The sequence below is a fragment of the Streptomyces sp. ID05-26A genome, assembly GCF_033794685.1.
Taxonomy (GTDB): Bacteria; Actinomycetota; Actinomycetes; order Mycobacteriales; family Pseudonocardiaceae; genus Lentzea.
In genome coordinates this window covers 748902-773184 of the sequence record NZ_JARAYZ010000003.1, presented here as the reverse complement: position 1 = coordinate 773184, position 24283 = coordinate 748902, and the positions used below count along the sequence as shown (strand labels likewise).

General features: G+C 68.3%; 18 protein-coding genes, 1 pseudogene and 2 riboswitches. Of the genes and pseudogenes, 10 read left to right on the top strand and 9 right to left on the bottom strand.

The window, feature by feature from the left end; translation table 11 throughout:
• Position 1: 1 nt before the first annotated feature.
• Positions 2-730, top strand: coding sequence for a class I SAM-dependent methyltransferase (locus tag PV646_RS30790; RefSeq protein ID WP_500345782.1), 729 nt, complete (start codon positions 2-4; stop codon positions 728-730).
• Here PV646_RS30790 and pgfA read toward each other — a convergent pair.
• From pgfA to PV646_RS30760, 6 genes are all read right to left on the bottom strand, one after another.
• Positions 727-1728 (bottom strand): cell envelope lipid trafficking protein PgfA, encoded by a 1002-nt coding sequence (gene pgfA / locus PV646_RS30785; protein ID WP_500345781.1) that lies wholly within the window; start codon positions 1726-1728, stop codon positions 727-729. The two genes, PV646_RS30790 and pgfA, sit on opposite strands and share 4 nt — an antisense overlap.
• Positions 1713-2879, bottom strand: coding sequence for a glycosyltransferase family 4 protein (locus PV646_RS30780; RefSeq protein WP_500345780.1), 1167 nt, complete (start codon positions 2877-2879; stop codon positions 1713-1715). Before PV646_RS30780 ends, pgfA begins: the two co-directional genes overlap by 16 nt.
• Positions 2880-3635: a glycosyltransferase gene (locus tag PV646_RS30775; protein WP_500345779.1), complete on the bottom strand. Its 756-nt coding sequence runs from the start codon at positions 3633-3635 to the stop codon at positions 2880-2882.
• Positions 3636-4047: 412 nt separating this feature from the next.
• Positions 4048-4458, bottom strand: coding sequence for a hypothetical protein (locus PV646_RS30770; RefSeq protein ID WP_500345778.1), 411 nt, complete (start codon positions 4456-4458; stop codon positions 4048-4050).
• A gap of 252 nt (positions 4459-4710) precedes the next feature.
• Complete coding sequence (locus PV646_RS30765; protein ID WP_500345880.1) at positions 4711-5688, bottom strand: ribonucleotide-diphosphate reductase subunit beta; 978 nt, start codon at positions 5686-5688, stop codon at positions 4711-4713.
• A 47-nt stretch (positions 5689-5735) separates the two neighbouring features.
• Positions 5736-8054 (bottom strand): ribonucleoside-diphosphate reductase subunit alpha, encoded by a 2319-nt coding sequence (locus tag PV646_RS30760; protein WP_500345879.1) that lies wholly within the window; start codon positions 8052-8054, stop codon positions 5736-5738.
• 146 nt (positions 8055-8200) lie between these two features.
• Positions 8201-8412, bottom strand: a riboswitch (cobalamin riboswitch).
• Between the two features lie 127 nt (positions 8413-8539).
• Positions 8540-8707: riboswitch (cobalamin riboswitch) on the top strand.
• A 160-nt stretch (positions 8708-8867) separates the two neighbouring features.
• Between PV646_RS30760 and PV646_RS30755 the strand changes: the two are divergent.
• The 3 genes and pseudogenes from PV646_RS30755 to PV646_RS30745 all read left to right on the top strand — a co-directional run.
• Positions 8868-9689, top strand: a pseudogene (locus tag PV646_RS30755) (aldehyde dehydrogenase family protein); the annotation flags it as partial.
• Positions 9690-9841: 152 nt separating this feature from the next.
• A complete protein-coding gene (locus PV646_RS30750; protein ID WP_500345777.1) occupies positions 9842-11449 on the top strand; it encodes a PucR family transcriptional regulator in 1608 nt (535 codons plus the stop codon).
• A gap of 134 nt (positions 11450-11583) precedes the next feature.
• Complete coding sequence (locus PV646_RS30745) at positions 11584-13896, top strand: NACHT domain-containing protein (protein WP_500345776.1); 2313 nt, start codon at positions 11584-11586, stop codon at positions 13894-13896.
• On the opposite strand, the gene PV646_RS30740 is transcribed toward PV646_RS30745, so the two are convergent.
• Complete coding sequence (locus PV646_RS30740) at positions 13819-14679, bottom strand: LysR family transcriptional regulator (RefSeq protein WP_500345775.1); 861 nt, start codon at positions 14677-14679, stop codon at positions 13819-13821. The two genes, PV646_RS30745 and PV646_RS30740, sit on opposite strands and share 78 nt — an antisense overlap.
• 69 nt (positions 14680-14748) lie before the next feature.
• Between PV646_RS30740 and PV646_RS30735 the strand changes: the two genes are divergently transcribed.
• Positions 14749-15339 carry a short chain dehydrogenase gene (locus tag PV646_RS30735; RefSeq protein ID WP_500345774.1) on the top strand — a complete coding sequence of 197 codons (591 nt, stop codon included), beginning with the start codon at positions 14749-14751 and terminating at the stop codon, positions 15337-15339.
• A 37-nt stretch (positions 15340-15376) separates the two neighbouring features.
• Here PV646_RS30735 and PV646_RS30730 read toward each other — a convergent pair whose 3' ends face one another.
• Positions 15377-15958, bottom strand: coding sequence for a TetR/AcrR family transcriptional regulator (locus PV646_RS30730; RefSeq protein WP_500345773.1), 582 nt, complete (start codon positions 15956-15958; stop codon positions 15377-15379).
• Positions 15959-16060: 102 nt separating this feature from the next.
• Between PV646_RS30730 and PV646_RS30725 the strand changes: the two genes are divergently transcribed.
• The 5 genes from PV646_RS30725 (at position 16061) to PV646_RS30705 (ending at position 23273) form a co-directional block, all read left to right on the top strand.
• On the top strand, positions 16061-17584 hold the full coding sequence (locus PV646_RS30725; RefSeq protein WP_500345878.1) for an MDR family MFS transporter: 1524 nt from the start codon (positions 16061-16063) through the stop codon (positions 17582-17584).
• A 15-nt stretch (positions 17585-17599) separates the two neighbouring features.
• Complete coding sequence (locus PV646_RS30720) at positions 17600-18085, top strand: universal stress protein (protein ID WP_500345772.1); 486 nt, start codon at positions 17600-17602, stop codon at positions 18083-18085.
• A gap of 251 nt (positions 18086-18336) precedes the next feature.
• Positions 18337-20466 (top strand): DUF8189 domain-containing protein, encoded by a 2130-nt coding sequence (locus PV646_RS30715; RefSeq protein WP_500345771.1) that lies wholly within the window; start codon positions 18337-18339, stop codon positions 20464-20466.
• Between the two features lie 26 nt (positions 20467-20492).
• Positions 20493-22796 carry a glycoside hydrolase family 95 protein gene (locus PV646_RS30710; protein WP_500345770.1) on the top strand — a complete coding sequence of 768 codons (2304 nt, stop codon included), beginning with the start codon at positions 20493-20495 and terminating at the stop codon, positions 22794-22796.
• A gap of 39 nt (positions 22797-22835) precedes the next feature.
• Entirely contained in the window at positions 22836-23273 is a 438-nt protein-coding gene (locus PV646_RS30705) for a hypothetical protein (RefSeq protein WP_500345769.1), read from the top strand.
• Here the strand turns inward: PV646_RS30705 and PV646_RS30700 are convergent.
• Positions 23270-24274: a LacI family DNA-binding transcriptional regulator gene (locus PV646_RS30700; RefSeq protein ID WP_500345768.1), complete on the bottom strand. Its 1005-nt coding sequence runs from the start codon at positions 24272-24274 to the stop codon at positions 23270-23272. The genes PV646_RS30705 and PV646_RS30700 overlap by 4 nt on opposite strands.
• Positions 24275-24283 lie beyond the last annotated feature (9 nt).

The window sequence follows — 24283 nt, the reverse complement described above, 5'->3', positions numbered from 1 at the left end:
GGTGCCGAGCCAGGCGACGCTGGACCGGTCGATCCGCCTGTTCAAGGCATTCCGCAACGAGCAGACCGACCGGGACACCTTCTACCGGTTGCTGGCCGAGGACTCCGCACGGCAGGTCGCCGAGTTCACCTCCCTCGCCGGCCGGAGTCTTCTCGACGTCGGTGGCGGCCCCGGGTACTTCGCCGACGCGTTCCGCGCGGCCGGCGCCTACTACGTCGGCCTGGATCCCGATGTCGGCGAACTGTCGGCCCGCGGCGAGTACGCCGAAGGGATGATTCGGGCCAGTGGCACGCGATTGCCCATCCGAACGGCCTCAGTGGACATCTGCTATTCGTCGAACGTGCTGGAGCACGTGGACGAGCCGCGCACGATGCTCGACGAGATGGTGCGCGTGACGAAGCCCGGCGGGACGGTGTTCCTGTCGTTCACGCCGTGGTACTCCCCCTGGGGCGGCCACGAAACCTCGCCGTGGCACTTCATCGGCGGCCACTACGCCCGTCGCCGATTCCGGGACAACCACGGCCAGGAGCCCAAGAACCGTTACGGGGAAAGCCTTTTCGCGGTGTCCGTCGGCTCGGCGCTGCGCTGGGCGCGGAACCACCCGGAGGCCCGCCTGGAACGCGCACTTCCCAGGTATCACCCGTGGTGGGCGACCTGGGTCGTGCGCGTTCCGGTGCTTCGCGAGGTCGTGTCCTGGAACCTCGTGCTGGTCCTGCGGAAAAAGCCTTAGTCGGTACGGCGGCGGCCGGCGAGCAGCAGGACGATGCCGACGGCCAGCAGGACGCCACCCGCGATCCACAGGATCACCGGAAGGCCGGTGAGCAGCCATAGCTTGGACGTGTTTTCCTCGGCCACCCGCACGTTGTTGTCGACCGTCTTCTTGTTGAGCTCCAACGTTCCGTCGAACACCGCGGTGCCGTTACCCGCGCTCTGGCCCGAGGTGCGCAGCTCCTGCTTCACCGACTGACGCACCTTGATGAGCGCGCCGGTGACCGGCTCGACCCACAGCGTCTTTTCCGCCTGGTAGTACAAACTGACCGACACGGTCGGTTCGGGCCTGTCGATCAGCGAGCCGGGCACGTCCCGGCTGTCGACGTTGGTGGCCGGCACGGACTGCTTGAACCGGTACACCGGCAGGCCTTGCAGTGTCTCCTCACCGTCGAACTTGGCGTCCACCGGCTTGCCCACCCCGCTGTCGTACCAGGGGTAGCTCCGCTTCTCGGTCTGGAAGGGGAACTTGAAGTTCAGGCCGGGGAACTGAGCCTGGCCGCGCGTGCCGGGGATCTTCGTGTCCTTGCCGTTCTCCGACTTCTCCTTCTGGAGGTACTGCGTGGTGCAGGGCGCGACGGCCTCCGCGGTGAACCGGTCCAGGCACAGCTCACGCACGCTCGCGCTGAGCGTCAGCTTGTCCTCGTCCTCCGTGATCTGGGTGGCCTCGTTCCACACGGTCACGCCGCTGTCGGCCTGAACCTCGGGCGCCCGCAGGTCACCGGAGACGTACGTGGTCGACGTCAGGCTGAGGTCGCGGCGGATCTCGGGCTTTGCCGGGCCTGCCTCCTGCGGCACGTAGACGAGTGCGGTGACGCCGCTGCCCTGGGCCACCGCGGTCGTCTTGGGGTCGTGCGGGATCTTGGCGAGGGCCGGATAGGCGTAGAACCGCAGCAACAGCCCGGTCGCGATCCCGAACACGCCGAGTCCGAGCAGGACGAAGGTCACACCGCGTCGCAAAGGTCCTCCTCAGGAGCTGGGCCGCCGACGCGGCCCGTGGTTGAACTGTCGAGCAGGGTGGACGCCACGGCGACGAACATCCGTCCGCTGGTGGCCCAGTCGAAACCGGCGGCCCAGGCCCGGCACGCGTCGGCCACGGCCGAGGCGTCGTCGGGGCGGGCCAGCAGTGTGAGAGCGTCGTGGATCGCGCCGCCGACGTCCTCGTCGTCCCGTACCAGCCAGCCGGTCTCCTTGTGCCGCACGGAGTCGCGCAACCCGTCGACCTCGCGGCAGACGGTCGGGACGCCGTGCGCGGCCGCCTCGATCACGGCCAGTCCCCAGCCTTCGCCGTCCGACAGGGTGACGTTGAGCCAGGATTCCCGCAGCAGAGCGCTCTTCGCGGAGTCGTCGACGAAACCGTGCACCACGACGGAATCCCCGAACGGCGCCGCGGCCTTGCGCACCGCGGCTTCGTCCGGACCGCGACCGATCACGTGCAGGCGCAGACCGGGCCAGTGGCCGCGCAGCGTGCCGACGATCTCGATCAGCCGGTCGACCCGCTTGTGCGTGACGAGCCTGCCCAGGCACACCAGCGAGGGGTGCGGAGAACGTGTGCCGTCCGCGGACGGCGGGTGGTCAGTGCCGTTGGGCACCACGAAGATCCGGCCACGCCAGGCGAGGCGCTCGCGCATCGCGCGCACGGTGGACCGCGACACGGCCACCGTCACCGCGTGGCGGTAGACCTTGCGCGCGGCAGGACCTTCGAGCCAGCGGCCGATCCGGGCCAGCCACGGCGGGAAGTGCACGGCGAACTGGGCGTCGTGCACGTGGTGCACCACCAGCACGACCTTCGTCCACCTGGCGACCACCAGGGGACTGAAGAAGGGGATCCCGTTCTGGCAGTCGATCACCAGGTCGATACGACTTCGGTTGCGCAGCAACCACAACAGCGCCCAGAAGTACACCGTCCACCGGCCGCCGCGACGCACGGTCGACTCGTCGCCGCCGCTCTGCCCGTCCCCCTTGGCCGTGAGGAAGGTGACCTGCGCCCCGGCGGCGGTCATCGCGTCCGCCACGCGGGCGGCGTATTCCTCGGCGCCACCGGCGTGCGGATGCCCGCGGTCGCGCCAGTTCACCACTACCACCCGCGCACCGTTGAGCGGTGGTCTCACTCAGGCCACCTCCGCCACGGATGTCATGGCCGGGGTGACGGCGGGCGTCTTCTCCGCGCCGAGGATCGCCCGGATCCTCGCGAGCGCGGCGAAACTGCGGTAGCCGTCCCGCATCGGGCGGAACGTGGACCCCGGCACGTCCCTCCAGCTCACCGGCAGTTCGACGATCATCGCGCCGATCCGTTGCGCCCTGGCGAGCAGTTCGACGTCGAACGCCCATCCCGGTGTGCGCAGCGGCCGGAAGATCGCATCGGCGGTGTGCCGGTCGAAGAACTTGTAGCCGCACTGGGTGTCGCCGACGCCAGGCACGATCGTGTTGGCCGCGTACCGAAAGGCCCACGCGCCTGCCTGCCGGACCTGGTTGTGCCTCGCACGCACGATCGAGCTCGGGTGCGCCCGCGATCCGACGACCACGTTCACACCGGTGCGCAGGAACCTGAGCGTCGGCGCCAGCGCCGCCATGTCGGTCGCCAGATCGGCATCGCAGAAGCCGACGTAGCGGCTGTCGGTCCGCAGCACTCCGGTCCGCACCGCTGCGCCCTTCCCAGGCTGGGCACAGCGGATCAGCCGCACCGGGACCGATCCGAACCGGTGCTCGCGGGCGACCTCGCCACTGCGGTCGGTGCTGGTGTTGTCGACCACGACGATCTCGCACGACTCACGGGTGGCCGCGAGCGCCACCGTGAGCGCGGACAACGTGGCCGACAGCCGCGACTCCTCGTTGCGCACAGGCACGACAATGGAAAGCAGTGTCATGTCTTCGCCGCTATTCCGGGCGCGCAGAACCCAGCATGGTGTCGCAAGAGTCCTCCCATGACGTGATGCAGGTCTCAGGACGGCGAAAGTTACCCAACGGTAGTTCCCCGGAAATAGAAGGCAAGTGTGATGTGTGTCACATGATCTGCCGTAGTGACAGTGACCTTCGAACTTTGTACCGTTCAGCGCCGAAAATTGAGCTGGACGGACTAATCAGATGACCGATGACCGGACGGACATCCTTCACCGAACAAAGACCCCGCGAAGAACCGCCACGGGCCAGGCGGGAGCATCGCCGCCGAACGAAGAAAGCAGGTCAAATCATCTGAATGGATTTACCGACATGTCGAAGTGGCAGGTCAGGCGCTCCTGATACCACGAGTCCACGCACTTGACGTCGCCATCCCAGGCGTCAGTTGCATATCGGTTCAAACAAGATCTCGACCATAAACGCGAATAAATCCGCCTTGGATTCAACCGCTCGAAGCAACAGTGCTGGTCGAGGGTGGGCGTGCGTGGCGAGATTGGGTCGGCCGGGGATATCGGACGAGAGGAAGGCCGATCTGTGGCGGCGGTGGAAGGCCGGGGACGGGATCGCTCCCGAGCTCCACAAGGGCCGCGCCGGCTCTGCGCCGGTGATTCCTACAAGAACGGTGGACGCGACGCCTACCGGGCGACCGCGGCACAGGAATGGGCGTTCAACCGTGCCCGGCGGCCGAAGCCGTGTCTGCTCGCCCGCGGGCCGGAGCAGATCGTTGGTCGCCTGCGCCTGAACCACGGCGATGAAGATCAGCCACGAGACGATCTGCCGTTCGGTCCACAATGAACACAGCGAATTCGGGCACCTGGAAGGCGATCTGGTGATCGGATCGAACAACAGCCAGGTCGAGGCCCACGCCCGCAGGAATCCCGAGTTCCACGGCACGCTGACCTGGGACCGCGGCGTGGAATTGGCCCACCACAAGCGTTGTAGTCGGCCGTGCTCAACTTCTCCCCTCGTACGACACCGGCAGGCACGCCGGCATCGCACGAGGAGGGCGTCGGGGCCGCGCGGCACGCGGCCCCGACTCGGTGACTAGAAGTCCTCGTCGAACGACACCGTGCCGGTCACCCCGACCTGGTACGCCGACACCCGGCGCTCGAAGAAGTTCGACAGCTCCTGCACGTCCTGCAACTCCATGAACGCGAACGGGTTCTTCGAACCGTAGATCGGCTCGATCCCGAGCACCTGCAACCGCCGGTCCGCGACGTGCTCCAAATAGGACCGCATGTCCGCCACCGACATCCCCGCGACGCCACCGCCGAGCAGGTCCTCGGCGAACTGCACCTCGGCGTCGACCGCCTCGCGCAGCATCTGCCGGACCTCCTCGTACAGCGACTCGTCGAACAGGTCAGGCTCCTCGCGGCGGACCGTGTCCACGACGTCGAACGCGAACGCCATGTGCATCGACTCGTCGCGGAACACCCAGTTGGTGCCGGAAGCCAGCCCGTTCAGCAACCCGCGCGAGCGCAGGAAGTACACGTAGGCGAAGGCGCCGTAGAAGAACAGGCCCTCGATGCACGCGGCGAAGCAGATCAGGTTGAGAAGGAACGACCTGCGGTCCTCACGCGTCCGAAGCTCCGTCAAGGACGAGATCGAGTCGATCCACTTGTAGCAGAACTCGGCCTTGGCGCGGATCGACGGGATCGTCTCGACGGCGGCGAACGCCTCGATGCGGTCGTTCTCGTCGGGCAGGTAGGTGTCGAGCAGCGTCAGGTAGAACTGGACGTGCACGGCCTCCTCGAACAGCTGCCGCGACAGGTAGAGCCGCGCCTCCGGGGCGTTGACGTGCTCGTACAGGTTCAACACCAGGTTGTTCGCGACGATGGTGTCGCCGGTGGCGAAGAACGCGACGAGCCGGTTGACCAGGTGCCGCTCCGCCTCGGACAGCTTGTTCAGGTCCGCGAGGTCGGAGTGCAGGTCGACCTCCTCGACGGTCCAGGTGTTCTTGATCGCGTCGCGGAAGCGCTCGTAGAACAGCGGGTAGCGCATGGGCCGCAGGGTGAGGTCCATGCCGGGGTCGAGCAGGGCGTTCTGACGGGCGGTGTTGGCGAGAGTGGTCACTGGCAGGCCTCACAGGACTCGGGGTTTTCGAGGGAGCAGGCGATGGCTTCGTCCGACGTCACGACGGGCACCGCCGTGGTGGTCGTCGCCTGCTGGATGCGCGTCGCCGGGCGGGAGCGCAGGTAGTAAGTGGTCTTGAGCCCGGCTTTCCAGGCGTAGAGGTACATCGAGGAGAGCTTGCCGATCGTCGGCGAGGCGACGAACAGGTTCAGCGACTGGCTCTGGTCGATGTACGGGCCGCGCGCGGCGGCCAGTTCGATCAGCGCCTTCTGCGGCAGCTCCCAGGCCGTGCGGAACAACGAGCGCACGTCCTCGGGCAGTTCGGCGATTCCTTGCGCGGAGCCGTCGTCCTGCTTGAGCCTGTTGCGCACGGACTCCGTCCACAGGCCGCGCGACTTGAGCTCGCGCACCAGGTAGGAGTTGATCTGCAGGAACTCGCCGGACAGCGTCTCGCGCTTGAACGTGTTCGACACCTGCGGCTCGATGCACTCGAAGCAGCCGGCGATCGAGGCGATCGTCGCGGTGGGCGCGATGGCGATCAGCAGCGAGTTGCGCAGTCCGTGCTCGCTGACCCGCTCGCGCAGCGCGCCCCAGCGCTCGGTCTGCGTGGGCGTGACGCCCCACAGGTCGGGCTGCAGGTCGCCCTTGGCGGCGCGGGTCTCCGCGAACGCCGGGTGCGCGCCCGCCGACGAGGCCAGCTCGGCGGAGGACTCCAGCGCCGTCAGGTAGATCTCCTCGGCGATCCGCGTGGACAGCTCGCGGGCCTCGGGCGAGTCGAACGGCAGGCGCAGCTTGAAGAACACGTCCTGCAGGCCCATGACACCGAGACCCACCGGGCGCCAGCGCGGGTTGGACCGAGCCGCCTGCTCGGTCGGGTAGTAGTTGATGTCGATCACGCGGTCGAGGAACACGACGGCGGTGCGGACCGTGGAACGCAAGCGGTCCCAGTCGATCCCGCCGTCAGCCACGTGCGCGCCGAGGTTGACCGAGCCGAGGTTGCAGACCGCGGTCTCCTCGTCGCTGGTGACCTCGAGGATCTCCGTGCACAGGTTGGACAGGTGCACGACGTTCGACGGCGACGCCGTCTGGTTGCACGTGCGGTTCGCGGTGTCCTTGAACGTCATCCAGCCGTTGCCGGTCTGGGCGAGCGTGCGGATCATCCGTCCGTACAGGTCGCGGGCCTTGATCGTGCGGACCGCGCGACCCGCTTCCTCGGCGCCGCGGTAGGCGCGGTCGAACTCGTCGCCCCACAGGTCGACCAGCTCGGGAACCTCGTCCGGGTCGAACAGCGACCAGTCCGCGTCGGCCTCGACGCGGCGCATGAACTCGTCGGGGATCCAGTTGGCCAGGTTGAGGTTGTGCGTGCGACGCGCGTCCTCACCGGTGTTGTCGCGCAGCTCCAGGAACTCCTCGACGTCCGGGTGCCACGTCTCCAGGTACACGCAGGCAGCGCCCTTGCGACGGCCGCCCTGATTGACGGCCGAGACCGACGCGTCGAGCGTGCGCAACCACGGCACGATGCCGTTGGAGTGGCCGTTCGTGCCGCGGATCAGCGCACCCCTCGAGCGCACCCGCGACCACTGGACACCGATGCCGCCGGCGAACTTCGACAGCCGGGCGATCTGCTTGTACCGGTCGTAGATCGACTCCAGCTCGTCCTTCGGCGAGTCGAGCAGGTAGCACGAGGACATCTGGGTGTGCTGGGTGCCGGAGTTGAACAACGTCGGCGAGCTCGGCAGGTACGCGAGCGACGACATCAGCCGGTAGAAGTCGATGGCCTCGGCGGCGGTGTGCGAGAGACCGCACGCGACGCGCAGCAGCCAGTACTGCGGCTGCTCGATGACCGAACGCTTCGCGGGGTGGCGCAGCAGGTAGCGGTCGTAGACAGTGCGCAGGCCGAAGTACTCGAACCGCCGGTCGCCGTCGAGGTCGATCGCGTCGTCGAGCTTGCGGGCGTTGGCGGCGACGAACTTCGCGGTCGCGTCGCCGATCAGGCCCTCGGCGTGGCCGAGCGCGACGCTCTGGCTGAAGGACTGCACGCCCTGACGGCGCACCTCCTTCTCGATGTACGCGGCGAGCAGGCCGGCGGCGAGCTTGGAGTACTCGGGCTCCTCGGCGACCAGCGCCGCGGCGGTCTGGATCGAGAGCCGGTCCAGCTCCTCGGTGGTGGCGCCGTCGTAGAGACCGCTGATCGTCTTCGTGGCGACCCGCAGCGGGTCGACGTCGTGCAGACCGACCGTGCAGCGTTCCACCGCGCGCACGATCTTGTTCAGGTCAACCGGTTCGAGTGAACCGTTGCGCTTCTTGACGCGCATTGTGGTGGTGGTGAGCGTGTCGACCGCCGTCACAGCTCTCTCCTCGCGAGCTCGGGGTGGCCACGAGATCGGGAGAGGGTGAACGGGCGCGCGCGACCGCCACGTCCTCCCGCCCTCCCTCGGGGCCTCGGACACCCGCACGCGTGGGCACGTGCGGGGCGCTGGCAGGTCTTCGGACTCGTGGGCGAGCCTGTCTCCAGGCGCCTACCGGCCGTCGCTTCCCAGACGTCGATGTCCAGTGCTTTCTGACGGCTTTCGTTCCCACTCACCGCTGCGGGGCAGTCCCGGACTCACACCGGGTTCCCTCTTGCGACGACCGATCTGGATGATCGGCCGAACCAGCTCGGAGCACCATACATGGGTGTCGTCGAGCGATCGACAACTACATCTAGTGGGCGTGTCGCCCAGTCGGAGCAGCCCCGAACGATCACGTGCGCGCGCCGGTGATCGCGGCCACTCTCGACATGGTAGGAAGTCCTACTTTAGGTTGACCGAAGGTCCACGGTGCAGGGAAGCCGGTGCGAGTCCGGCGCGGTCCCGCCACTGTGACCGGGGAGCGGTGTCCCATCAGCAGGCCACTGGCGCGAGCCGGGAAGGCCGGGGCGGCACGTCGATCCGGGAGCCAGGATACCGGCCGGGGACTTCCGTGTTCGTCCACGAGGATGGAGCTGAACGCATGCGGATTCTTCCTACCTGCGCGAGAAACGCAATCCCGCAGCCATAAGCCGTGTCTTCGTCGTGCCCGGTCGTCCACACGCGACACGGGCGGCTCCCTCCTGCGCTCAAACGGAAGGACCTTCTGGGAGCAAGGATCTGCACCACTTCATCGGCGGCAAGCCCGTGTCCGGCACGTCCGGGCGCTTCGCCGACGTCTTCGACCCGAGCACGGGGTCGGTCCAGGCCCGCGTGCCGCTGGCATCGGCCGCCGAGGTCTCGGACGCGATCGCGGACTCCGCTGCGGCACAACGGGAATGGGCGACCTGGAACCCGCAGCGCCGGGCCCGCGTGCTCATGAGGTTCGTCGACCTCGTACGCGCGGAGGAGGACAGCCTGGCCCGGTTGTTGTCGTCCGAGCACGGCAAGACCGTCGCCGACGCACGAGGTGACATCCAGCGAGGACTGGAAGTCGTCGAGTTCGCCATCGGCATCCCGCACCTGCTCAAGGGCGAGTACTCCGACAGCGCCGGCACCGGCATCGACGTCTGCTCGATGCGCCAGCCGCTCGGTGTGGTCGCCGGCATCACGCCGTTCAAACTCCCCGCGATGATCCCGCTGTGGAAGGCCGCTCCTTCGATCACGTGCGGGAACTCGTTCGTGCTCAAGCCTTCCGAACGCGACCCCTCGGTGCCGCTGCGCCTCGCGGAGCTGTTCCTGGAAGCCGGTCTGCCGCCCGGTGTGTTCTCCGTCGTCAACGGGGACAAGGAAGCCGTGGACGCACTGCTCACCGACCCGCGGATCGAGGCGGTCGGCTTCGTCGGCTCCTCCGCGATCGCCGAGTACGTCTACACGACCGCCGCCGCGCACGGGAAGCGCGCGCAGTGCTTCGGCGGCGCCAAGAACCACATGATCGTCATGCCGGACGCCGACCTCGACCAGGTCGCGGACGCCTTGGTGGGCGCCGGTTACGGCTCTGCGAGCACGTCCATCTGCTCCCAATCTGCGTGAACGCTCGGACGCCTGGAGCCACTGGAGGGCCGTTGACCAGCCTGAACACACTGGTGCGCCAGTAGACTCCCATCACCGAACACTTCTTGAATTCCTCTGTAGACGGTTGGCAAGGTGGTGGCATGAGTCCGCGAACAGGCCTCACCCGCGTGCTGGACGACCTGGGCACCACGCTGATCGACCTCGTGCGTGGTGATCCGGGCCGTGCCGCGGACGTCGGTGGTGTCGTGATCCACGACCCGGACGACGACCAGGCGTTGCCGCCGGCCGCGCTGGTGCTGGGCGTCGGTGTGCGCGAGCCCGCTCCGTTGCTGCGCCTGCTGGGCGAGGAAGGGGCGGCCGCGTTGGTCGTGCGCGGCCCGATCGTCCTCACCGAGGAGATCTCCGAGGCCGTCGACGGCTCCGGGGTGGCCCTGCTCGGTCTGGCGCCGGGGGCGTCGTGGACCCAGCTCGCCGCGATGTTGCGGTCGTTGCTCGCGGAGGGTGAGGTCGACCCGTCCGAGACGCTCGGCGGTGTACCGGCCGGGGATCTGTTCGCGCTGGCCAACGCGGTGGCGTCGCTGATCAGCGCTCCGGTGACGATCGAGGACCGCAGCTCGCGGGTGCTCGCGTTCTCTGGGCGGCAGGACGAGGCCGACTCGTCGCGGGTCGAGACGATCCTGGGTCGGCAGGTTCCGGCGCGGTACTCGCAGCTGCTGGAGGCGCGCGGGGTGTTCCAGCAGCTCTACCGCAGCGACCAGCCGGTTTACATCGAGGGGCTGCCCGCCGACGACGGCTCGCTGTGCCTGCCCCGCGTCGCCGTGGCGGTGCGGGCGGGTGACGAGTTCCTCGGCTCTATCTGGGCCGCCGTGCGCGGGCCGTTGTCCCCGGACAGTTCCACCGCGTTCGGCGACGCGGCCAAGCTCGTGGCGTTGCACATGATGCGCCAGCGGGCGGGTGCCGACGTCGAACGGCGGCTGCGCGCGGACCTCGTCTCGACCGCGATCGAGGGAGGTGCGGGCGCGGCGGAGGCGGTGCGGCGGCTGGGGCTGGCCGACCAGCCGTGCGTGGTGCTGGCGATGGCGCTGGCCCACTCGCACGGCGACGATCCGGCCGCGCACGCCCGGCTGCTGGCCGAACGCCAGCAGATCGCCGACGCGCTCGCCATGCACCTGACGGCCGTGCATCCTCGTGCCGCGGCCGCGTTGATCGGCGACGTCGCCTACGCGATCCTGCCCGCGGAGTCGGACGACCGGGCGTTGCGGATCGCCACGGACTTCCGCAACCGCATCGGCAACGCCGTGCTCGTGGGTGTCGGCGAGGTGTCCGACGGCCTGACGCTCTCCCGGACGCGGGCCGGTGCCGACCTGGTGCTGCGGGTGCTGCGGGCGGGACGCGCGTCGCGGCCGGTGGCGCGGGTGTCCGACGTGCACGGCGAGGGGTTGCTCCTGGAGCTGTCGGACCTGATCGCCGAGCGCGGGGACACGCTGACCGGGCCCGTCGCGCGGTTGGTCGCCTACGACCGCAAGCACAGCGCGTGTCTGGTCGAGACGCTCAGCGCGTGGCTCGACGCCTTCGGGGACGTCCCCGCCGCGTCGGCCGCCGTTTTCGTGCACCCCAACACGTTCCGGTACCGGCTGCGGAGGTTGTCGGAGGTCGGGGAGATCGACCTCGGCGATCCGGACGCGCGGTTCGCGGCGATGCTGCAGCTCAGGTTGTGGCGCCCAGATCTTCGCTCAGGAGAGGGCTGAGCGATTCCGGTTGCTGCTTGTCCAGTTATTGTCACCATTCGCGGCATGTGGTGGTCGAAATGCGACTGAAAGGGCCATGAGCTGTGGCCAATAGGAGCAACCTGGCCACGCTGTCCGCTATTACCGTCTTGATCGTGAACAGAGACCAGGTGGGGCGTGGTGTGCGCATCACCGTATCTGCGGTTCTCGGTTCCGCTACAACGCTCGTGTTGCTCCCGATCGCCATCAACGTCGGCACGGGCGGCACCGCCCCTCCCCTGTTACAGCCGCTGACCGGCTGGCTGTGGCCGTTGGTCGGGCTCATGTTCTTGGTCGCAGTGGCGCTCGGAGTATGGGATCGGATCGGAGACGCCAGGCCTCCGAAGGTGTCCGATCGCTGGCGTAACCAGCACGAACGGACATCGAACCTCGCTGCGGTTCAGTCATATGTGGAGAGGCGCCGCGCCAGTTCGCTCTTCGCCCGGATGAGCGTTGAGCTAGGCCTCTCCCTAGCAAGTCAGCCTGCGATGGTGCAACGGCCAGACGACTACCGACCGGACGACCCGATGTTGCGGTTGGAGACTCTGTTCTCCAGCGGCGAGATCACCGCCAGGTTTGAAGCGGAGCGCCGCGAACTGCTGATCCTCGGGGCTCCAGGTGGCGGCAAGTCGACGTTGCTGCTGCGGCTGTGTCAGGAACTTGTCGCCGAGGCCAAAAAGGACGAAGAGCGTCCACTGCCAGTGCTGGTGGATCTGGCAGCCTGGTCGATCACGGGCAGACGCCGACTTAGCAGCGGCAGGCTCTCAGCGCCTCAAGACTTTCGTGAGTGGCTCACCGCAGAACTGAAGAAGCACTACAATATCCCGCCGCCGCAGACACGAGGCATGCTCACGGCCAAGGGAAGCCTCGTTGTGTTGATGGACGGGCTCGACGAGGTCAGCGCCGAGGATCGCTGGAGGTGTGTCGAGGAGATCAACAAACTGCGTGACGAATGCGGCGTGCACATCGCCGTATGTTGCCGCAGCAAAGACTACGACGATCTCAGAAGAAAGCTGGAGCTTTACGGAGCCGCTGAGATCAAGCCTTTGCAACGGGACAAGGTAAGCGAATGCTTGGACGACCTTGCAGACGAGTTGAGCGGCGTCCGCACTGCACTCGCGACGAACCCTTCCCTGTGGGACATGCTGACCACACCGCTGATGTTCAGCATCATGGCGCTGACCTATCGCGGGACCCCGGTCAGCGGCCACGTGTCAGTCAGCAGGCTGTTCGACGACTACATCGTGGAGATGTTCGTACGGAAAGGTCTTCCGTCCCGATGGACTCCCGAACGCGTGATCAGGGCGTTGAGGTTCTTGGCGAGGCTGGCCAGCAGTCCGCTCTGGAACGACGACGTTGCGCAGTCCCGATTGCCGGCCAGGCAGGCATGGACGGATCTCGTCACGAATTCCTCGATGTGGCGACTCTTCCGACGCGCGGAGCCCGCCGCGCTCGCCGGGTTGCTGACAGCGTTCGGACTCGCGTTCGGAATGAAGTTCGGCATTGTTCTCGCCTTGCTCGCGACCACCCTCGCGGCCGCCGCAACTGTCGTGATGACCGGCTTGCTCCGTGATGTGCCCGACTGCTCCGCCGACGACCGGTCAGGAGGCTGGATGTGGGCCGGGGCCGGTTTCTTGACGGGATCGATCGCCGGCGCAGCCGCGTATGGACTAGGGATGCTATTCGGATCGGCCGCGAGCTGGCCGAAGTTTGTGGCGTATTCCGTCACGATCGCGCTAGCGCTGGTGTTGATGATGCTCGCAGAAAGCGTTCTGTATGTACCGTTTGTCACCTTGATCGGCACCAGCGTAGTGATCGTGGTGCTGTTCTGGACCGGCGCGGTAGAGGGCTTGCTTGTCGGTTTGGGCGCAGGTGCAGGACTGGGCGCCATGGCGGGCGCGCTGATCAGCGGGCTCGACGGCGTACGGCGAACCAGCTCGGTGTGGTCGAACTGGACGTGTCTCCTCGGGGTTCCCGCATCAATCGCAGGTGTGCTGATGGGAGTCGCGTTCGCCGGGCTGGCAGGCGCTCCGGCAGGCTTCTCGCTCGCGCCGCTGATCGGCGTGACGCTGGGGCTGATCTGGTTACCGCTGGTCGCGACCGGCGCAGCATTCGGTGTCGTCGACGCAGTGACACATCACATCTCTGAACTCGTGGCGCGCACGATGACATTCGACGAACTCCCAATTCGGAAGGGCGCGCTGTTGCGCTTCGCTCACGACCGGATCCTCCTGATCAAGCCCGAGAACGACTACCTGTTCGCGCATAGACTCCTCCGCGATCATCTAGCCGCCTGCGATCCTGTGCGGTTGAGTGCTGAGATCGAGCGCAAGCAGCAGAGCGGCGGCGACCTACGAGACCCTTCCCTGACTCAGGCGGTTCTGTGCCAGGGCGACGAACTCCCACGTCGCCGGATGGATCGCCAGTGACGGCCACGCCAGGTGCACGGTGATCGGTTCGGCGTCGGTGATCGGCAGGTAGGTCACGCCGGGGTGGGGGTGGTGGTGACTGGTGCCGGCCGCCGTGACCCCGACCGTCGTGCCGGTCGCGATCGACGTCAGCCACTCGACCACGCCGGGCACGTCCACCGTGCGCGGGCGGGCTCCGGAGGGCCAGAGGTCGGCGCTCGTCGTCGCCGCCGTCTCGCACACGGCGACGCACTCGCCCACGAGGTCGTCGAGTGTGAGGGCGGCACGGGACGCGAGCGGGTGGTCGTCCGCGACGGCCGCGATCCGGGGTTCCTCGATGAGCGCGGCGTGGCCGAGGTCGCCTCCGGCCGGTGGCGTGCGCAGGACCGCCACGTCCGCCTCGCCGCGCCGCAACGCCGCCTCGGGGTCGTCGGCCTGCCGGATGCGGACCAGGACGTCCGGGTGCTCGGCTCGCCATTCGCGCAGGAACGGGATCGTGAACCGGCCGAGCGCTGCCCAGGCGAAGGTGAGCCGGATCGGTTGCGGCCGGGCTGCCTCCGCCAGCGCCGTGTCGAGCGAGGTGAGGATGCGGTGGCTGTGCTCCCACAGGCGGTGGCCGGGGTCGGTCAGGGCGACGTGCCGGGTCGTGCGTTCGACCAGCCGCACGCCGAGACGTCGTTCGAGCTGGTCGAGCGTGCGGGAGAGCGCGGGCTGCGTGACGTGCAGCGACTGGGCGGCCGCGGTGATCGACCGGTGGTCGCCGATCGCGGCGAGTGCCCGCAGGTGACGCAGCTCGACATTCATGACTGCCGATCATAAGTGCTGCACGAACGGCATTTCACTCTTCGCCGCGGCACTTCTAGCGTCGATGGCATGAGGATTCTGCTCGTTGGAGCGACCGGATTGCTGGGCACCGCGGTGCACGAGGTGCTCACCGAACGCAAGCACGACGTCGTGACCGTCTCGCGCACCGGAGGCGACCTCCAGTTCGACGTGACCGACCCGGCGCAGGTGGCCGAGCTCTACCGGACCGTGGGCCAGGTGGACGCCGTCGCGTCGGCCGCCGGGTATGTGCCGTTCAAGCCGTTCGGTGAGCTGACGATCGCGGACTACCAGGCCGGGGTGACCGGGAAGGTGCTGTCCCAGGTGGCGCTCGTGCGTGCGGGTCTCGCGCACGTCACCGAGTCGTTCACGCTGATCACGGGCGTGCTGGCGCGTGAACCGATCGTCACCGGCGCGGCCGCGGCACTGGCGAACGGCGCGGTGGAGGCGTTCGTGCGCGCCGCCGCGATCGAGATCACCCCGCAGCGGATCAACGCCGTGAGCCCGACCGTGTTCACCGAGGCGCTCGACGTGTACGGCGACTACTTCCCCGGCATGAAGCCGGTGCCGCTGGCCGACGTGGCGCAGGCGTACGTCCGGTCGATCGAGGGACGGCAGACCGGCCAGGTCTACGTGCCCTGAACCTCTACGAGCCCTGAACGTCTACCAGCCCTGACGTCTACGAGCCCTGAACCCGCAGCCGCCCGAGCAGGCGGTCCACCAGGCCGGGCAGTTCCTGCTCGCCCGCCCCTTCCAGCCACAACGCGATGCCGACGCGGATCGTGGTGAGGAACGTCGCCGCCATCAGCCGGGCGGTCTCCTCGTCGGGTTCGCGCCGGACCAGCACGGCGGTCAGGTCGCGTTCGAGCGCGACCTGGTCGCCTGCCTGTCGTGCGAGCAGTGACGGATGACGGCGCAACAGCCGCAGCTGGGCCATCCACTCGACGTCCGGGAGGGGCCGGACGCGGTACAGCTCGGCCGTGGACGCGCGCAGGGCCTGCCAGGCGTCCTCGGTCTCGGGTCGCGCCTCGACCAGCGAGACCAGCGCCCTGAGCCGCTCGCGGTCGGCGTCGAGGACGGCGTCCTCCTTGCTGGTGAAGTAGTTGGAGAACGTCCGGCGGGACACCCCGGCCGCGTCCGCGATGTCCTCGACCGTCACCCCGTCCAGGCCGTGTTCCACCGCCAGCCGCAACGCCGCTCCGGCGAGCGACCGCCGGGTCGCCGCCTTCTTGTGCTCGCGCAGCGTGGTGAGCGTCTCCATGCGCTCAAGCCTAACCCGAGTAAGTTGCTCATTGCGCAAATTTGCACAACGCGCAAGAATTAAGGCGACGAAGGGGCGGTTGTGTTGATCGAGACTCGGGCGATGGGGCACCGGCAGGTGCTGGAGTCGCTGTCCGGACTGCTGCTCGCGCTGTTCGTGGCCATGGTCAGCTCCACGGTGGTGTCCACCGCGCTGCCGCGGATCATCGGCTCGCTGAACGGCACGCAGACCCAGTACACGTGGGTGGTCACGGCCACCCTGCTCACGGCGACGGCCACGACCCCGATCTGGGGCAGGCTCGCCGACCTGTTCAACAAGAAGACGCTGGTCCAGGCCGCGATCGTGATCTTCGTGATCGGCTCGCTGCTCAGCGGGTTCGCCCAGGACACCGGCCAGCTCATCACCGCGCGCGCGTTCCAGGGCATCGGCGTCGGCGGCCTGCAGGCGCTGGTCCAGGTCGTGATCGCCGCGATCATCCCGCCGCGCGAACGAGGCCGCTACAACGGCTACCTCGGGGCGGTCATGGCCGTCGCGACGGTCGGCGGCCCGCTGCTCGGCGGACTCATCGTGGACGTGTCGTGGCTCGGCTGGCGCTGGTGCTTCTGGGTCGCCGTGCCGATCGCCGCGCTGGCGTTCGTGGTGCTGCAGGCGACGCTGAAGCTCGAGACCGTGCGCCGGGAGAACGTGAAGATCGACTACCTCGGCGCGACGCTGATCGCCGCAGGCGTGAGCGTGCTGCTCATCTGGGTCTCGTTCGTGGGCAACTCGTTCGACTGGATCTCGTGGCAGAGCGCGGCCATGGCCGGCGCCGGCGTCGTGCTGCTGGGCGCGGCGATCGCCGTCGAACTGCGCGTCGAGCAACCCGTCGTGCCGCTGCACATCGTCGTCCAGCGCACCCCCGCCCTGGCGATCATCGCGAGCCTCTCGGTGGGCATGGCGATGTTCGGCGGCGCGGTGTTCCTCGGCCAGTACTTCCAGATCGGCCGCGGTTACAGCCCGACCGAGGCCGGTCTGCTGACCATTCCGCTGATGGCGGGCGTGCTGCTGTCGTCCACGATCTCCGGCCGCATGATCAGCAAGACCGGCCGGATCAAGCCGTACATCGTCTCCGGCACGATCATCCTGGTGCTCGGCTTCCTCGGCCTGGGTTTCGTCGACCACGCCACCGCGCTGTGGATCGTCGGCGTCGCGATGGCCGTCGTGGGCATCGGCGTCGGCATGACGATGCAGAACCTGGTGCTGGCCGTGCAGAACAGCGTGCCGTTGAGCGAACTCGGCGCCGCTTCGGCGTCCGTGACGTTCTTCCGCTCGCTGGGCGGCACGATCGGCGTCTCGGTGCTCGGCGCCGTCCTCGCCAACCGCGTCACCGCCGACCTGTCCACCGCGCTGCACGTGCCGGCGGGCCAGTCGACCGGCAGCACCAGCGCGTTGAACCTCGCCGCACTCCCGCCCGAGGTCCAGACGATCGTGCACACCGTCTACGGCGACGCGACGGCGCACATCTTCCTGATCTCCGCCGCCGTCGGCGTCATCGGCATCGTGGCGGCACTGCTGCTCAAGCCGATCACGTTGCGCACGACGATCGATCTCGAGAAGAAGGACGCAGACTCAGCAGTCGTTCGCTGACTCCGAGGGGGAACCATGAGCGCCGGCCTCAACAACGCCTTCGAATCCACAGTGGACTCCTACGGCCCCGCTCCCCTGCCGTCGTCGAGAACCATCATGGTGGGCATCGACGGCACCGACACCGCGATGCGCGCGGCGGCCTCCGCCTTCGGCCTGGCCCGCCGCCAGGGAGCACGGCTGGTCGTCACTTTCGTGGCGTGCCACTCCTCCCTGGCGGCGCTGAGCCCGGCGGTCGCCTCGGCGTTCGAGCACGAGGCGACGGCCCGCCTGCACGCCGAACTCGCCGACCAGGTGCGGTCGTTCGCCGAGGAGCTCGACGTGCCGGTGACGTTCCTGAAGGCGTTCGGCGACCCGGTCACGGTGCTGCGCGACTCGGCGGACCGGTGCCAGGCCGACATGGTGGTCGTCGGGGCGTCGCAGCAGGCGGGGCACCGGTTCGCCGGGTCGGTGGCGACGCGGCTGATCCGGACGGGTCGGTGGCCGGTACTCGTCGTGCCCTGACCTCACACCTCGGACCACATGATGCCCGCACTCGATCGTCGAGTGCGGGCATCACTGCGTTCACCAGCAGTTTCACGCCTGCGGACAGATGCGTGCGTTCGTGCGTTCAACTTGTCTTGCCGTCATAGGTCGGATCACTGCTACGGTACTGCCGGGCGCAGGGATTTCTAAACTTAATTTAGTATTTATTCTTGACGCGATCGGGTGACCGAAGCATGCTTCAGCCACTCGACGACGAGAGGTACGGGTAGATGCCGAGAACCCTGCTGTCCGTGGCCACCATCGCCTTGGCGCTGTTAGCACCTACGGCGGTCGCCACCGCCGCACCGTCCGCACCCGTAGAACACGCGGGCGTCGACCAAGGCGCGCCCACCTACTACGACTCGGGCCTCGCCCGCACTCCGTACATGGGGTGGAACTCCTACTTCGCCGTGGGCGCGGCGTCGGAGGAGAAGGTGCTCGGGGTCGCCGACCACCTCGTGAGCAGCGGCCTCGCGAAGGCCGGTTACAACATCGTGTGGATCGACGGCGGGTGGAACGCGAGCCCGCCGCGGGACGGCAAGGGGTCGCTCGTGCCCGACCCGGCACGGTTCCCGTCCGGGTTCACCAAGCTGGTGGACACGTTGCACGCCAAGGGGTTGAAGGCGGGCATCTACACCGACGCGGGTGCGTGGGACGGCAAGAACTGCGCCGCCGGCAGTGGTGGCGGGTACTACGAGGCGGACGCGAAGCAGTTCGCCGGGTGGAAGTTCGACGCCATCAAGATCGACTTCCTGTGCGGCATCGCGCAGAACATGGACCCGGCCGTCGCCTTCACGCAGTTCTCCGCGGCGGTGCGGAAGGCCGGGCGCAAGATGATCCTCAACCTCTGCAACCCGGTCACCGACGAGTGGGGCGTGCCGCACCGCTGGGACCAGACCGCCTATGTGGCCTACACGTACGGACCGCGGGTCGGCGACTCGTGGCGCACTTCGACCGACGTCGCGTTCGGCACGCCGTACGAGGGCATCTGGCGTGACGTGCTGCGCAACATGGACCGCAACCTCTACCGGCCCGGCGCGCAGGGTCCCGGTCACTACAACGACCCGGACTACCTGATCCCGATGCGCAAGACCGAGCAGGGCACGTACGAGCTCAACGAGGAGGAGTCGACCTCGCAGCTCGTCATGTGGTCGGTGATGGCCTCACCGCTGATCATCGGGTCGGACCCGCGCACGCTGCCGCCGTCGATGATCGAGACGCTGAAGAACCCCGAGATCATCGCGGTCGACCAGGACCCGCTGGCCATCCAGGGCGTGCGGGTCGCCGGCTCGAACAACGTCGACGTCTACAGCAAGGTGTTGTCCGGCAAGGGTGAGCGGGCCGTCGCGGTGCTCAACCGCAACGACCAGCCCGCCGAGTACGCGGTCGGCATCGCCGACACCGGCCTGAAGGGCACCGTCTCCGTCCGCGACCTGCGTGCCCGCGCCGACCGCGGCACCGCGACCGGCACCTACACCGTCACGGTTCCCGCGCACGGCACCGCGTTCCTCAGGCTGCGCGGTGAGACCGCCGTCCCCGGCACCGACCTCGGCGGCGAGACCTCGGCCAGCCCGGCGCTGATCCGCTGGGACGACAGGAACCTGGCCACCTTCGCCCGCGAGGAGAGCGGCCGCCTCACGCAGCGCTCGATGGTCGACGGCGAGTGGCGCAACTGGGTCGTGCTCGGCGGGCCCCGGGGCGGCCAGGTGCTCGGCCAGCCGTCCGCGTTCGCGAGCCCGAACGGCCGCATCGACCTCTTCGTCCGCGGCACGGACAACGTTGCCTACCAACGGACTTTCGCGAACGGCAAGTGGGGCGGTTGGACCTCGCTCGGTGGATCGCTGACCGACTCCGTGTCGGTGGCGTTCACCGGACCGGACAGCTGGAGCCTCTTCGGGCGTGGCGCCGACGGCCGCGTGTGGACGCGCGACAAGGCCAACAGCACCTGGACGTCGGTCGGTTCGCCCGGCAACCAGCAGATCTACGGCAGGCCCTCCGCCGCGACGGTGGCGTCCGGCACGTTCGTCACCGTCCGCCTGCAGGACGACTCCGCCTGGTACCGCAAGCGCACCGCGAACGGCTGGTCCGCGTGGACCTCGCTCGGTGGCGTGATCAGCGGCAGCCCGACGGCCGTGGCCAACGGTGACCGGGTCAACGTCTTCGTGCGCGGCAGCGACTACACGTTGTGGCAGCAGGACCTCGTCGACGGCGCGGGCACCTGGTGGACCAAGCGCGACCAGTTCGTCAGCAACGCGCTCACCGGCGCGGTCGGCGGTGCGGCCGGGGCGGACGGCTCGACCTGGGTCGCTGTTCGCGGGCCGGACAACGCCGTGCACGTGTCCAGCCTGACGGCCCGCTGACCCACCGACTTCCCAGGAGCACCACGATGACCTCACGTCGCTCTTTCCTCAAGGCCACCGGAGCGTTAGGACTGGGAGCCATGGTCCTCCCCACGTTCTCCGCCCAGGCCGCTCCCGAGCGGCCGGCCGGCAACCCCCTGGCGACCAACCCCACCACCCTCTGGTACCCCGCTCCCGCCGACGAGGCGAAGATCATCGAGCAGGGTCTGCCCATCGGCAACGGCCGCCTCGGCGCGCTCGTCGGCGGTGGCGTCGAGAAGGACTTCCTGTACCTGACCGACGTCACGCTGTGGACCGGTGAGCTCAACGACGCGCTCGAAGGCGACGGCCAGTTGCCGTACGACCCGACGCACTTCGGCACGTTCTCGATGCTGGCCAAGCTCTACGTCGACGTTCCGGGCCACGCGGGTGCCACGGACTACCGGCGCGCGCTCGACCTGAGCAACGGTCTCGTCACCACGAAGTACACCCACGGCGGCAAGCAGTACCGGCGCGAGATCTTCTCCAGCCACCCCGACGACGTGGTGATCGTCCGGCTCGTCGGCCCGGACCAGTCCGGCACGGTCACGCTCACCGGCGCGCACGGCGAGCCGACCGTCGGCGACGCACCGCACACCGCGGCCGTCTTCACCGGCTCGCTGCCGAACAAGCTGGCGTACAGCGGTGTCGTCACGGCGTTCAGTCCTGATGGAACGGTCGAAGTGGACGGTGCGAACCTGAGGTTCACCGGCTGCTCGGACCTCGTGATCGTGTTCTCCGGAGGCACGAACTACGTCCCGGACGCCTCGGCCGGGTTCATGGACCCGCTCCTCGAACCCGCGAAACTCGCGCTGCAGAAGGCGAACGTGCGCGCCAAGGCCGACGCGCTGCTGCGCACGCACGTCGCGGACTACCGCAAGAAGTACGACCGGCAGAGGGTCGACCTGGGCCGTTCCACCGACGCCCAGCGCGCGATGGACACGTGGACCCGCCTCAAGGCCAGGGCCGCGACCCCCACTCCCGACCCGGAACTGGAGGCGAGTTACCTCCAGTTCGGCCGCTACCTCGCCATCACCGGTTCGCGCGACAACCTGCCGATCAACCTGCAGGGCCTGTGGCTGTCGGACAACAACCCCGACTGGTACAGCGACTACCACACCGACATCAACATCCAGATGAACTACTGGCTCGCGGACCGGGCCGGGCTGTCGGACACGTTCGAGGCGCTCGCGAACTACTGCGTGGCACAGCTGCCGGCCTGGACGAACACGACGCAGTCGGTGTACCAGGACGAGCGCAACCGGTTCCGCAACACCAACAACCGCGTGGCCGGGTGGGCGGTCGCCTTCTCCACCAACATCTACGGCGGCAGCGGCTGGTGGTGGCACCCCGGTGGCAACGCGTGGCTGTGCATGTCGTTGTTCGAGCACTACGAGTACACGCTCGACCGCGACTACCTGGCCAAGATCTACCCGTTGCTCAAGGGGGCCTGCGAGTTCTGGGAGGCCCGCCTCGTCGAGACCCCGCAGGGTCTGGTCGACGACCACGACTGGTCGCCGGAGCACGGTCCGCAGGACACCCGCGGCAACACCTACAACCAGGAACTGGTGCACTACCTCTTCGGCAAGTACCGGATCGCGACCGACGTGCTGCGCCGCGACCAGTCCTACGGCCGCAGGATGTCGGCGCTGCGGGAGAAGCTGTACCTGCCGGTCGTCAGCCCGAAGACCGGCATGTTGCAGGAGTGGATGTCGCCCGACGACCTCGGCGAGACCACGCACCGCCACCTCTCGCCGCTCGTCGGCTTCTTCCCCGGTGACCGCGTCAACCGCGACGACTCCCCCGCCGCGGTGGTCGAGGGCGTCAAGCAGCACCTGATCACCCGCGGCATGGAGAGCTTCGGCTGGGGTCTCGCGTGGCGCGCGGCCTGCTGGGCACGCCTGAAGGACGCCGACCGGTCCTACGAGCTGATCCAGAAGGTCATCCGGCCGTCGATCGACCACGCGAACGGCACGGCGCCGAACTTCTTCGACATGTACAGCTTCGGCGACCGGGCGATCTTCCAGATCGACGCGAACCTCGGTGCTCCGGCCGCGATGCTGGAGATGCTGCTGTACGCCCGTCCCGGCGTGATCGAGTTGCTGCCCGCACTGCCCTCGGCGTGGAAGACCGGTTCGGTCACCGGGATCGGCGCCCGCGGCGGCTTCACCGTCGACCTCGCGTGGAAGGACGGCAAGGTCACCAGCGCGACCGTCCGCAGCGTCGGCGGCACGGAGACCGAGGTGCGCTTCGGCCGGTGGAAGAAGAAGGTCCACCTCCGCAAGGGGCAGTCGGTGACGCTTCGCCCGTAACGGCCGGGTTCGGGGTCACCGGCGTTCTATGATCGGCTGGTGGCCCCGAACCCCTCCGAAGTCAGCCTGACGAGCCCGCGTTCGGCCTCCGTGCAGCGCGTGCTCGCGGGACTCACGATCACCGCCCTGGCCGGCGCCATGGCCGTGCTCGCCTTCTCGGACGAGCCGTGGTGGTCGATCCTGCTGTGGGAACTGGGCATGCTCGTCGTCGTCATCCTCATGATGGCGCTCTGGGCGACGGCGGGTGAGTCCGCCAAGGAGACCGCGTCGTTGCGCGCCAGGGGAACCGCGGTGGTCGCCGAGGTGCTCGACAGCACCGCGCACGACGACGGTGAGTCCGTCAGCCACGTGCTGACGCTGTGGATCCCGGCAGGTGGCGGATTCCAGGTGCACCACCGTTGTGACCGGTACGAGGGCGAGCAGCACTTCGAGGTCGTCGTCGATCCCGTCGTGCGCACCTGGGCCGTTGTGCACTAGAACGCGGCGGTCGAGTCCCTGACCACCAGCGTCGTCGCCAGCTCGATGTGCAGCGCCTCCGGCCGATGCCCGTCCAGCACCCGCATCAGCTGCGTGACGGCGATGCTCCCCATCTCCTGCAACGGTTGCCGCACGGTCGTCAGCCGCGGGTTCGTCGCCTCCGCCAGGTCGATGTCGTCGAACCCGGCCACCGACAGGTCCTCCGGCACGCGCAGGCCCCGTTCCCGCGCCGCCTGCAAGGTGCCCACGGCGACCTTGTCGTTGAAACAGACGATCGCGGAAGGCCGGGGTTCCAGCGACAGCAACTCCGCCGCCGCGCGCGCACCGTGTGCGACGGTGGGTTCGACGTGGCGCAGGCGATCCGGTGTGAGCAGCACTCCTGCCTGAGCTAGGGACGCGCGGTGGCCGGCCAGGCGGGCGTCTCCCGCGAGCCACTCCTCCGGGCCGGCGATCACCGCGATGTCGCGGTGCCCGAGGTCGATCAGGTGGTCCGCCACGGCACGCGCTCCCGCGAAGTGCGCGGCGGACACGGACGCGATGTCCGGCAGCGGCAGGACGCGCGGGTCGACCACGACGAACGGGTAACCCGCGCGGGACAACGCCACCAGTTCGCCGCCCTCCTCCGGAGGCAGGATGAGGATCGCTCCGTCGACGCCGGCCTGGTCCGTCAGGCCGCGCAGGGCGTCGCTGTGCTGACCCGACTCGCCCGCGTCCAGCAGCATGCGCAGGCCGTGCAGCTTCAGCGTCTCCGCGATCGAGGAGACGATCAGGCCGAAGTAGTCGGTGAGGACGTACGGGCACCGGACGTACACGGTTCTGACCTTCGCCGGTGTCTCCTGGCGGCGCCGTTCGACGGCCTGGAGCACCAGGTCACGGGTTCGCGGCGCCACACTGGCGTGATCGTTCAGCACGCGGGACACCGTCGCGATCGACACTCCGGTCTCCGCCGCGATGTCGCGGACGCTCGCGCGCTGTTTCACGTGTTCGATCTTGCGTTCCACCAGGTCAAT